The sequence below is a fragment of the Vibrio sp. 10N.286.45.E10 genome (genome assembly GCF_002874195.2).
GTDB classification, from domain to species: Bacteria; Pseudomonadota; Gammaproteobacteria; order Enterobacterales; family Vibrionaceae; genus Vibrio; species Vibrio crassostreae.
Window position 1 is genome coordinate 2,078,280 of record NZ_MCWD02000001.1, and the last position, 12,314, is coordinate 2,090,593.

Below are 12,314 nucleotides of genomic sequence, written 5' to 3' on the forward strand. Positions count from 1 at the left end.
TATGCAGAACAATGCTACAAAAACGAAAACGGGGTGTGTCGCCTTTCTATTGAGTTGCCTTACGGTATTCATGTGGCCACTGCAGATCCTTGCTGAAAGCAAACCTTTAGAAAACTCGTCGAATAACCAAGTTGTATTACGTGTCGGCCTGCCTTCTTACAACATGGTTCCTTATAGCTATCAACATCAAACTCCCTCTGGGAACAGAGTTTCAGAAGGGCTACTTATCAGCATGTTGGATGAGGTATCGGCAAACGCAGGCTTCAAATATCAGATTGAGCTGTACCCAACATTTAGCGGCGTACTTAGTGCATTTGAAAAGGGTGAATTAGATTTGTTGGTCGGTGTCTCTTCGACCAAAGAGCGCCAAGAATACATGACCTTTAGTGAACCGATGTTCTCGATTCGACGAGCGGTCATTACTCAAAACCTGAAAATAAACGACTTGAGTGAACTGGCAACCGCAAACTTAGCGCTAGAGAAAGGGTTTGCGCTCAATGATCTTCTTCCTAGCCTGCTTCCTGATAGTCGAATTACAACATTAGACAGCACGCAAGCGGCCTTCACGGCGATTGAAGATAATCGTGTCGACGCTTACATTGGGGATGCGCTTGCCCTTTCTGCGCTGCTACGTGAACAGCCTAAAGACTCACTCACACTATCAGTCCTTCCTGATCTGCCAGCTGACCACTTGCACTTCGCCGTCAAAAAAGGAAAACATAAACTACTCAGCCGAATCAACTTTGCTTTAGAGGACATCAAGCAAGGTTCGCTGCAGTCGATTTACAATCAATGGCTTGCTCCCTCTCAACACTCGATGTTGCTGGATTATGGAACATTGAACTTAACCCAAGACGAAAAGAACTGGCTTGATAACAACCCTTCTATCCCTGTAGGCACACACGCCAATTGGTATCCTTACGACTTTACCAATGAGCAACAACAACACTCAGGCTTATCTGCTGATGTGTTAAATCTGATAAGTAATGTGCTCGGCGTATCATTTGAAAGTACCACTTACCTAACACCAGAAGCGGCAGAGGTCGCGTTCAATAATGGTGAGACAATGGTGCTAACCAACATCACGCCAACCACAGATAAAGCGCGATACATGGACTTCACTCAAGCCTACAGTTTTGAACCATGGGTGTTATTGAGTCGCTCTGATCGCTTAGGCAACTTTGCGCCAAGTGGCAACGAAGCGATTGGTGTGATTGAAGATTCTGGAGGCACAACAGTTCTACCTTCTCTCTGCCTGACTTGCCAAGCCGTCCCTTACATCAATCACGTGAGCGCTTTCCAAGCATTACAGAAAGACGAAATCAGTTTTGTGCTTGCTTCACTTCATCATGCTGCGCCTTTATTGCATCAAAACTATGTAGGGCAATTCAAAATCACTGGCACCATTAATGAGCAAAACAGCGCTCCTTTAGCTCTCGCGGTCAACTTCCGCCATCCCATGCTACTGAGCATTATCAACAAAGCCATTAGCGCATTGCCTGACAATGAACTTGAGCGCTTGGAAAATAAATGGCTGACCTATGAATACCAAGAAGGCTTGTCGCCACGAGAAGTGGCTAAATGGTCGGTGATCATCGGGCTTGGGATCTTTATAGTCATCTTCGTGATCGTATTCTGGAATCGCAAGATGGCAGCGGAAATCGAGCAGCGAAAAGTCGCAGAACAACGAGCCAAAGCCGCAGAAGCTCATTTACAAACATTGGCCGACAATATTGACGGGGTTGTGCTCAAACATATCCAAACAAACCCCAAACTGGCTTTGAATATCCAGTTTAGCTTCGTCAGCGCAGGTGTAACCGATATATTCGGCTTATCCGTGGATAGCGTAAAAGAGCACCCTCAACACCTGTTTGATCTTATCTCGAAGGAGGACTTGCCCCACTTTGAAACCAGTATGCTCGAAGCTATTAAATCTGGGCATTGGGAAAGCGAACAACAAGTACAACTAGCGTCTGGTGAAGTGAAATGGGTGAAATTTAATAGCCAGATATCGAACAGCAAGGCTATAGAATGGAACACGGTGATAACAGACATCACCCTGCTGAAGAAACAACAACAAGCTTTAGACAATGCTCGCCAGAAAGCTGAAAGTGCCACCGCTGCTAAGTCGCAATTCCTAGCGACTATCAGTCATGAGGTTCGCACCCCAATCAGTGGGATCTTAGGGCTATTAGAGTTAATGCAGGAACATCAGCTGAGTGAAGAGTTGCTGAACTTACACGGTGGATTGAATCAGTCTGCTCGTAACTTACTGCACATCGTTAATGACGTACTCGATTACTCCAAGATTGAAGCGGGAAAACTAGAACTTAACCCTACCGAGATTGAATTAGGCAAAGTATTAGCGCGCATCGTACAACCGCAATCCATTCATGCACAACAAAAAGGCTTGGCCTTCCACTATTGGCAAGACCCAAACCTCGCTCAGTGGTTGTTTGCAGACGACATACGACTCCACCAGATTCTAAATAACTGCCTCAATAATGCGATTAAGTTCACCGAACATGGCACTATTTCGTTACATGTCGACGTTATTGAGAAAAACGAACATCAACAGAGAATTAGCCTCACCGTCTCAGATACGGGCATCGGTATCCCGAAAGACAGACAACAAAGTTTATTCCAACCTTTTGAACAAGCCGACAAAACCACCAGCCGCCGTTTTGGGGGCACAGGGCTTGGGCTGTCTATCGCTTTGAAGTTGATTGAACAGATGAATGGCACCATAGAGTTGTCGAGTGAAGAAGGAAAAGGCAGCCACTTTACGGTTACCGTTACTCTCCCAACTTGTACTCCTGAACAGGCAGTCAACAACGCTTTGGCTCTGCCACAAACTTTACTCTGCACTTCGGATGTTGAAAATACTATTGAACTAGGTGTGGGCAATCACTCTCACGAGGTGTATGTGGTTGGTTACGTTCTGCAACAAGAAGAGCTGTGCCGATATCTGAAACACTTCGGCCTTGAACCAAAGGTTCTGCATATTAATCAAAAGCACCTACTCAAAGAGATGGTCGTCAAACATCAGCCAAAACACATCTTTGTGGCGATGTCTGTATGGCAACAACTGGCGATTACCGATGCCTGGATTCAACAACATACAAGCTCAACACGCTTCACGGTGATCAACCAAAATCCAATGCTCTCGCCTGAGCCTTTAGGCAACTCTTGGTGCTTGTCGGTCAATCCGCTGCTACCCGATAACCTTGTGCATGTTCTAACGAAACCCGTCAGTCACGACAATCTAATCTCACCAGTGGATAGCGAAGCTAAAGCGCCTATCGCTGAAGAGACTCGCGAACAAGCTGAGAACAATGGTAGGCTGATTCTGGTCGCGGAAGATCACCCTATCAACCAGCAAGTCATCGCTAAGCAACTTGAAAATATTGGTGTCCATGCCGACATAGTTGATAACGGAGTGCTGGCTCTGAATGCCTTGAAAGATAAACGCTATGGGCTATTGCTAACCGATTGCCACATGCCCGAAATGGACGGATACACACTTGCATCAAGCATTCGTCAAATAGAACAACGCAAAGAGGAACTTAACCAAGAGACTCAAAGACTGCCAATCGTCGCGCTGACGGCAAATGCTGTGCAAGGTGAAGATGCTAACTGCTACGCGCACGGTATGGATGACTTCTTGGTCAAACCCGTTTCTATTAAACAGATGAGATTAACCATTGAGAAGTGGCTGCCCGCAATCGACGATTCCAACCCGGTTCGTGAAACTGATGTTTACGATGCAAAGGAATTAAAGGCACAGAATCAGGAAGTCAGTGCTTCATCAAACTCCTCACCTAAAGACGAAGAAGCCAATGAATTTTCGATGCTGTTCCAAGATATTGAACAGAGTTTCGAGGATAATCAGAGCCGAGAGCCAAGCGAAGATCTCGTTCCTGCAATCACCCAAGACGCCTTCAGCGATACCAACAATCAAGTGATCGACTACGCCGCCTTCTACGATCTCTTCGAAGATCACGATGTCGTAATGACCTTGCTTAATGAGTTTGCCGCAAGCTTTATTGAAGATAATGAACGGATAAAAACATATTGGGCGAGCAAGGAATACAAGGAACTAAAAACCACAGCGCACCGACTTAAAGGCGCAGCGAAAATGGTCGCATGTGACAGGATTGCTTCTCCGCTCGCAATCATTGAGGCACGAGCAAACGACCTGGTAACCGAAGACACGGACTTAGAGCAAGTCGAATCAAAAATTGAAGCGTCAATCGAGGAAGTGAATTCCACATTTGAACGATTTACTGAGGAAATAAACCAACTACGTCAGACAAAAGAAAAGGCTTACTCTTATGAGTAAGCCTTAGAAGTCATTGCGCCAATACAGACAACTCTCGCTGAATTACACAGCGGGAGCATTACTCACTAGAATTTCGCGAATAGACTTAAGCGTTGCTTCCGTTGAATGGTAATCCAATTCAACTTCACTAAAGATGCCGTTCACTTCAAGCATTAAAGTCGGATAAGAGAATACTCCCATCGCTTCTTTAAAGCCTAACTGGTCATCTAACTCACTTTCCAATAACTTGCTAGAAAGGTCATTTTCAAACTGTTGAACATTCATACCTAGCTCTTCAGCCAACTGCAGATGCGTTTCTTGGCTATGTGGCAACATCGCACGAAGATAATAAGCATGTTGAATCGCTTCAAGCATCGCTTCGTAGTGGTCTTGAAAACCAGCGGCAATCACAGCACGGCATGCAGGGTAAGTACTACGAACAGGTTGGCACTCAGTCCAAAATTCATGGTTAAACTCAGTCCCTAGTTTAGCTTCGATTTGCTTCCAAATCGCTTGCAGCTTGCCTTTCATCTCTTCTGACATTGGCTCATCAGAATCCGGGGCCAAACCACCCACTACATAGTTAAACTCAATGCTCGCAGGCAATTGTTGTTTCAATAACTCAAGTGTTGGCTTGTAACCCCAACACCAGCTGCACATTGGATCATGCACATAATGAAGTTTTACGTTCATTGTTCATTCCTTATCGAGTCAATGATTCGATCAATTCAAACAAAAAAGGAGCCTAATTAAGGCCCCTCATTTTAACTATTCAGCGCAAAGGCTAGAACTTATTCAGCGTCATCGCCAGCAACTTTAGCCGCTGCTTCTTTGATGATTGGCTGAAGTTCGCCTTTTTGGAACATCTCAAGAATGATGTCACAACCACCGATTAGCTCACCTTCAACCCAAAGTTGTGGGAAAGTTGGCCATTGTGCGTAAGCAGGAAGCTCTGCACGGATATCAGGGTTTTGTAGGATATCTACGTAAGCAAATTTTTCGCCACATGCCATTAGAGCTTGAGACGCTTGAGAAGAGAAACCACAGCTAGGTAGCTTAGGAGAACCTTTCATGTACAGTAGAATAGTGTTTTCTTCAATTTGCTGTTTGATTTTATCGATAGTTTCCATTGCTTCCTCGTTAATGGATTACGGCTTTTATTGTCTTTATTCTACCCCAAACCAAAAGAATAAAAACCATATAAAAAAAGCGGTTAACAAGCTAAGCTAACAATTCACACAAAAGTGATGAAATAAGCTTTTAATAAAGTAAAAACTTGCTAAACTATATCGCAAGTCAGCAAATTGACCATGGTTGGCAGTATAGCGAGCCATGAATAATAATATCACTGGAAGCAATCGAAAGAGTTAACTCTTTCATATCAATGGAGAATTGAGCAATGGCATTTGAACTACCGGCTCTTCCTTACGCGAAAGACGCGCTAGAACCACACATCTCAGCAGAAACGCTAGATTTCCACCACGGTAAGCACCACAACACTTACGTTGTTAAGCTAAACGGTCTTATCCCAGGTACTGAGTTTGAAGGCAAAACACTAGAAGAGATCGTTAAGACTTCTACTGGTGGTGTTTTCAATAACGCTGCTCAAATCTGGAACCACACGTTCTACTGGCACTGTCTTGCTCCTAAAGCAGGCGGCGAACCAACTGGCGCTGTTGCAGAAGCTATCAACGCTGCATTCGGTTCTTTCGAAGAATTCAAAGCGAAATTCACTGATTCAGCAATCAACAACTTCGGTTCTTCTTGGACTTGGTTAGTTAAGAAAGCTGACGGTTCTCTAGACATCGTTAACACTTCTAACGCTGCTACTCCTCTAACAGAAGAAGGTGTTACTCCACTTCTAACTGTTGACCTATGGGAACACGCTTACTACATCGATTTCCGCAATGTTCGCCCTGACTACATGGCTGCATTCTGGAACCTAGTAAACTGGTCTTTCGTAGAAGAGAACCTAGCTAAGTAATTATTACTTACGCTGCGCTATTTATAGCGAGTTATCTATTGAAAGCTCATGCTTCGGCGTGAGCTTTTTTGTATCTGTCGTATTCCACAAAATCTCGACATTTCGTAATCAACTTGCCGATAGAGATTACTTCTCGACCTATTGATATCGTTCTTCCCCCCGTTGTATAAATTCTCTATTTGCCTGTCATTAAACACTAAAGTTTGCCGACTCCATGCCGTTAAAGGTGTATCCAATGAGAGGCGACATGCAAATACATACTTTAGACAAAGCAGGAATCATCAATGAACTGAAGTTCGGCATCGGGATCAGCCAAGCGGTTGAGCAAGGTCGCCGTGCAGATTTCGCGTTGCTGTTATCTATGTTTTCTAATGATGTTCGTGATTGCACGCCGATTGACACCATTGAAATCACAGAGACCAATGAAGATCGCCTCCGTAAACAATTCGGCGTAGCAGAACCTCAACAACTGCGTTCAAACCAGTCGTCGTATGAAATTTCAGCTCAACAATCTAATCATTTTCATCAAGCCAGCCTTGCCAGCGCCAAGCTCAGCCATTACTTAAAGCCTGAAGCGCTTGCCTTCATGCCTGAAGATACGGGCGACTTACCCGAAGAGGTTTATCAAAATCTTTCTGGTCATGACCGACGCAAACTAGCAAGCAAGGAATCACCTGATTTGCCACATGCCACGCTCTACAATGATCTAACTACCGCGCAACGTCAGTATCAAATTCAAGCTCAAGTATAGCGGTCACCTAACTTTCCCTTTTTCGCTGTCTATCCACCGCTATTCTTGAATTAACTCGCGCACATTAAAGCATTCATGCGAGTGATATGAACCACTAGCCTTAGGCAAGCTAAAAACACTAGATGTCGGTTACCGCTTGAAGTTACTGCAAAATGTGACGTGCCACTAAGTTCATAAAAACTTATTAATGGGTACAGCTTAGTTTGAACCAATTCACACCCATTGTATGAAATTTAACCCATCCTTGTTCGACATGGACGATTTGTTTAGGTACTGGGATGAAAATAAAAAGCTCAATCATATTGGTGACATCTGCTGGCTCGCGGCTGGGAGGGACGATTGCGAACCACTTTGTTAACCTTGGAGCCACAGTCATCCTTTGTGATAAGGACTCAGAAGCACTTCAGGCAACTTATTTACAATGTGCCCGATTTTCTGACTCTGTTTACCATTACCCGCTCAAAGGCAATGACAACCAAGCGATTATCAGCGTATATGATTTTATTCAATCGACCTTCAACACTACACCTGATGTGCTGGTCAACAATTGGATAAGCTCCCCAATGCCAAGCCTAATTGGTGATCAGCCTGTCAGCAGCTTTATTAATGATCTCTCATCGATGGCATCGACCCTTTTTGCATTTGGGCAAATTAGTGCCGAGAGGTTGCGAGAGGAAGATAAAGAAGGCGTGATTGTGAATGTGATATCTCATGATGACTTTCACGATATGTCCGGTTTAGAGAGCGCAAACTCTATGATCACTGGCTTTACCCATAGTTGGGCTAAAGAACTGACTCCATATGGTATTCGAGTCGGGGGTGTTGTCCCCGCTGTTCATAACTCTGATGGCAAACTCAACCGATGCCATTGGGCGCAGCTGCAAGATGAACTTACTAGAACAACCGAATACATTGTCTCGAACGACTACTTCAGTGGGCGAGTTGTGGCGGCAGAGGTTTAACCCGTTCCCGACTCCAAAATATATAGTGACGAACACAGCTCATATTGAGTACAAGAGCTATCGCCTTTCAATCTGTTTTATAAACGAACCAAACATAAAAAAAGCCCCAGTCTCTCGACTGGGGCTTTCATCTTTTCCCGATAGATAAGTATCGTGCTAGCGAAAACTTATCTCAAAACTAATGCTTACTTATTATGCGTTAGCTTTTTCTTTTTTAGCTTTTGGCGCTTTCGCTTCAGCTGGCTTTTGGTCTGCTTTCTTAAGGATAACTGTAGTACCTTCGAAAGTTTCGCCTTCAACGTATGGTTGGCCGAAGTAAGAAGTTGTTAGCACTTCTTTTAGCTCAGTGATTAGAGGGTAACGTGGGTTAGCACCTGTACACTGGTCATCGAACGCTTCAACAGCTAGCTCGTCTAGTTTAGCGATGAAGTCAGACTCGTTAACACCCGCAGCTTGGATAGATAGTGGGATGTCTAGGTCTTTCTTAAGCTCTTCTAACCAAGTCAGTAGACGTTCAATCTTCTGAGCAGTACGGTCACCAGCTTGGCTTAGGCCTAGGTGGTCAGCAACTTCAGCGTAACGACGACGTGCTTGTGGACGGTCGTACTGAGAGAATGCAGTCTGCTTAGTTGGGTTATCGTTCGCGTTGTAACGTACAACGTTTGAGATAAGTAGTGCGTTAGCAAGACCGTGTGGTAGGTGGAACTCAGCACCAATTTTGTGAGCCATTGAGTGACACACACCTAGGAATGCGTTCGCAAATGCTACACCAGCGATAGTTGCTGCGTTGTGTACTTTCTCACGAGCGATTGGGTCAGCCGCACCATTTTTGTAGCTTGATGGTAGGTATTCTTTAAGCATCTTAAGAGCTTGAAGAGCTTGACCGTCTGAGTATTCGTTCGCTAGAACAGATACGTAAGCTTCAAGAGCGTGAGTTACTGCATCGTAACCACCGAACGCTGTTAGAGACTTAGGCATGTTCATTACTAGGTTCGCATCAACGATAGCCATGTTTGGCGTGATTTCGTAGTCAGCTAGTGGGTACTTAGCACCAGTCTTGTCGTCTGTAACAACAGCGAATGGAGTAACCTCTGAACCCGTACCTGAAGTAGTAGTAATACATACTAGCTCAGCTTTTTGACCCATTTTAGGGAACTTGTAGATACGTTTACGGATATCCATAAAGCGCATTGCTAGTTCTTCGAAGTGAGTTTCTGGGTGCTCGTACATAACCCACATGATCTTAGCAGCATCCATTGGAGAACCGCCACCTAGAGCTAGGATTACGTCAGGTTGGAAGCTCTTCATTGCTTCAGCACCTTTCTCAACAACAGATAGCGTTGGATCTGCTTCTACGTCGAAGAAAGTTTGAACTTCGATGCCTTGTGCTTTAAGCAGGCTAACTACGTCATCAGCGTAACCGTTGTTGAATAGGAAACGGTCAGTTACTAGGAATGCGCGTTTCTTACCTTCTAGGTCGCTCATTGCGATTGGAAGGCTACCACGACGGAAGTAGATAGACTTAGGTAGTTTGTGCCACAACATGTTTTCAGCTCGCTTCGCTACAGTTTTCTTGTTGATAAGGTGCTTAGGACCTACGTTCTCAGAGATAGAGTTACCACCCCATGAACCACAACCTAGAGTTAGAGAAGGTGCAACGTTGAAGTTGTACAGGTCACCGATACCACCGTGAGTAGTAGGGATGTTGATTAGGATACGAGCAGTCTTCATCTTGTCACCGAAGTAACGGATGCGGTCTGCGTTAGTATCTTGGTTAGTGTAAAGACCAGATGTGTGACCGATACCACCGATTTCAACCATAGTTACCGCTTGAGCAACAGCGTCTTCGAAGTCGTCTGCGCGGAATAGACCTAGAGTTGGAGATAGTTTCTCGTGAGCGAATTCGTCATCGTAAGAAACTTTACCAAGACCTTCACCTACAAGTACTTTTGTATCAGCAGGAACTTTAACACCAGCCATTTCAGCGATTGCTGGAGCAGGTTGACCTACGATTTTAGCGTTTAAGTTGCCGTCGATAAGAAGCACTTTACGTACTTTATCAGCGTCAGCTTTAGATAGAACGTGAGCTTTGTGAGAAGCGAAACGCTCTTTAACTTCGTCATATACTTCACCAACAACGATTGCTGCTTGCTCAGAAGCACATACAACGCCGTTATCGAATGTTTTAGACATTAGGATAGATGCTACAGCACGTTTGATGTCAGCTGTTTCATCGATAACTACAGGAACGTTACCAGCACCAACACCGATTGCAGGCTTACCAGAAGAGTATGCTGCTTTAACCATGCCTGGACCACCAGTAGCAAGGATAAGTGCGATACCGTCGTGCTTCATAAGCGCGTTAGAAAGCTCTACAGATGGTTGGTCGATCCAACCGATGATGTCTTTTGGAGCACCAGCTGCAACAGCTGCGTCTAGAACCAGTTTCGCTGCGTCGTTAGTTGAGTTCTTTGCACGTGGATGTGGCGAGAAGATGATGCCGTTACGTGTCTTAAGAGAGATTAGAGATTTGAAGATTGCTGTAGAAGTTGGGTTCGTTGTTGGAACGATACCACAGATGATACCTACAGGCTCGGCGATAGTCATTGTGCCTAGGTTGTCATCTTCTTCTAAGATGCCACATGTTTTTTCGTCTTTGTATTTGTTGTAGATAAATTCAGATGCAAAGTGGTTTTTGATAACCTTATCTTCAACAATACCCATTCCAGATTCAGCAACTGCTTGTTGTGCTAGTGGAATACGAGCGTGGTTAGCAGCAAGAGAAGCTGCACGGAAGATTGCGTCTACTTTCTCTTGAGAGAATGTTGCAAACTCTTCTTGTGCTGCTTTAACGCGAGCTACTAGAGCATCAAGTTCCGCTAAGTTAGTTACAGGCATGGTGGATCTCCTAAAATAATAAATATTAAAAACTTTTTATTAATTTCGCTGCTTGCTTTTAACCTCAAACAACAACGTTCTTAGTAAATTGCTTTCAGGACTGAGTATATTATTTCACTGTATGAAAAAAATTGACCCAGATCAGTTACCCAAAAAGAATTAACCAAAAAGTAGTAAGGCAATCGCAAAAATGAACCTAAGACGCTGATTTAAATAGATTAAAATCACACTTTCCATCAGCACAAAAAACAAGCAAACAGACGACTTTTTTCTACATTGCGTCATAAACTGTAAAAAAGTTTCATTTCTAGTCCGTTAAATTACATGTATACAGCTATATTCGTGCTACTGAGAGTATATCCATACCGTTGCAACGAGCTAGAAACTGTCATAATTTTTATTAAAAGCGTGCGTGAGATAACATTTAGTTCAAATTACGTTACAGCACGAAACACGAGAAAACAATTTGTAACACTGACATTACACATCTCACACTCAATTAGTTTTTCTAAAAAATAGCCCCTTCTTCAAGTTAGTTTTTTTCATTCGCTCTCATTGAATTTGTCCCTTACATTACGCACTCTGACAAAGGTCAGATCAAACCCACTATCCTACTTAACGTTACTGGAGATCGCTCTCATGCAAGGTTTAGAACTCGCAATCTTTATGCAATTCTTCCTTGGGCTTGTTGCAGCCGTAAACCCAATCGGCATCATGCCTGTTTTTGTTTCTCTAACTGCTCATATGCCACCAGAAGAGCGAAACAGGACAGCCTTACAAGCCAACATTGCTGTTGCCGTTATCTTGATTGTGTCGCTTGTTGCGGGGCAAATGCTTCTTGATATGTTTAGCATCTCGTTAGATTCATTCCGCGTTGCAGGTGGCTTACTGTTATTGAGCATCGCATTTTCGATGATGAGCGGTAAGCTCGGTGAAGATAAGCAGAACAAACAAGAAAAATCGGAATACATCAGTAAAGAGCAGATCGGCGTTGTTCCGCTGGCTATGCCGCTAATGGCAGGTCCGGGAGCAATCAGCTCGACCATTGTTTACGGTTCTCGCTACCCTGCTGCTATTGATACGGTAGGCATCGGCATTAGCATTATTGCCTTCGCAACTTGCTCTTGGCTTTTGTTCCGTTCAGCGCCAGTTATCGTTCGTTTCCTTGGTCAAACCGGTATCAACGTTATTACACGTATCATGGGCTTGATCCTTGGTGCGCTAGGCATCGAATTCATCGCCAACGGCTTACGTAACCTATTCCCAGGGTTAGCATAACGTTTAGCGGTATTAGCTCGTGTATTGCGGGCAATCAAGATTGATATATAGATGAGGCGAGTAAAGCAATTGGGCTTTCACTCGCCTCGTTATTATGAAGCTAGTATAATGACTGTTAAT

Annotated in this window: 8 protein-coding genes; 5 read left to right on the forward strand and 3 right to left on the reverse strand. The window is 44.2% G+C overall.

The features are described from left to right. Position 1 precedes the first annotated feature (1 nt). Complete coding sequence (locus tag BCU34_RS09110) at positions 2 to 4,342, forward strand: transporter substrate-binding domain-containing protein (RefSeq protein WP_102478330.1); 4,341 nt, start codon at positions 2 to 4, stop codon at positions 4,340 to 4,342. Positions 4,343 to 4,384: 42 nt separating this feature from the next. On the opposite strand, the gene BCU34_RS09115 is transcribed toward BCU34_RS09110, so the two are convergent. Then, positions 4,385 to 5,014 (reverse strand): DsbA family protein, encoded by a 630-nt coding sequence (locus BCU34_RS09115; RefSeq protein ID WP_102478329.1) that lies wholly within the window; start codon positions 5,012 to 5,014, stop codon positions 4,385 to 4,387. A gap of 98 nt (positions 5,015 to 5,112) precedes the next feature. Further along, a complete protein-coding gene (locus BCU34_RS09120) occupies positions 5,113 to 5,451 on the reverse strand; it encodes a Grx4 family monothiol glutaredoxin (RefSeq protein WP_004741702.1) in 339 nt (112 codons plus the stop codon). Between the two features lie 269 nt (positions 5,452 to 5,720). On the opposite strand from BCU34_RS09120, the gene sodB reads away from it, so the two are divergent. The 3 genes from sodB (at position 5,721) to BCU34_RS09135 (ending at position 8,018) form a co-directional block, all read left to right on the forward strand. Beyond that, positions 5,721 to 6,305, forward strand: coding sequence for a superoxide dismutase [Fe] (gene sodB, locus BCU34_RS09125; RefSeq protein WP_004734050.1), 585 nt, complete (start codon positions 5,721 to 5,723; stop codon positions 6,303 to 6,305). Positions 6,306 to 6,552: 247 nt separating this feature from the next. Then, positions 6,553 to 7,056 carry a VC2046/SO_2500 family protein gene (locus BCU34_RS09130; protein WP_276606082.1) on the forward strand — a complete coding sequence of 168 codons (504 nt, stop codon included), beginning with the start codon at positions 6,553 to 6,555 and terminating at the stop codon, positions 7,054 to 7,056. A 278-nt stretch (positions 7,057 to 7,334) separates the two neighbouring features. Beyond that, entirely contained in the window at positions 7,335 to 8,018 is a 684-nt protein-coding gene (locus BCU34_RS09135; RefSeq protein ID WP_048659756.1) for an SDR family oxidoreductase, read from the forward strand. 192 nt (positions 8,019 to 8,210) lie between these two features. Here BCU34_RS09135 and adhE read toward each other — a convergent pair whose 3' ends face one another. Continuing rightward, a complete protein-coding gene (adhE, locus tag BCU34_RS09140) occupies positions 8,211 to 10,916 on the reverse strand; it encodes a bifunctional acetaldehyde-CoA/alcohol dehydrogenase (RefSeq protein ID WP_048659757.1) in 2,706 nt (901 codons plus the stop codon). 639 nt (positions 10,917 to 11,555) lie between these two features. Between adhE and BCU34_RS09145 the strand changes: the two genes are divergently transcribed. After that, on the forward strand, positions 11,556 to 12,194 hold the full coding sequence (locus BCU34_RS09145; RefSeq protein WP_004734056.1) for a YchE family NAAT transporter: 639 nt from the start codon (positions 11,556 to 11,558) through the stop codon (positions 12,192 to 12,194). Positions 12,195 to 12,314 lie beyond the last annotated feature (120 nt).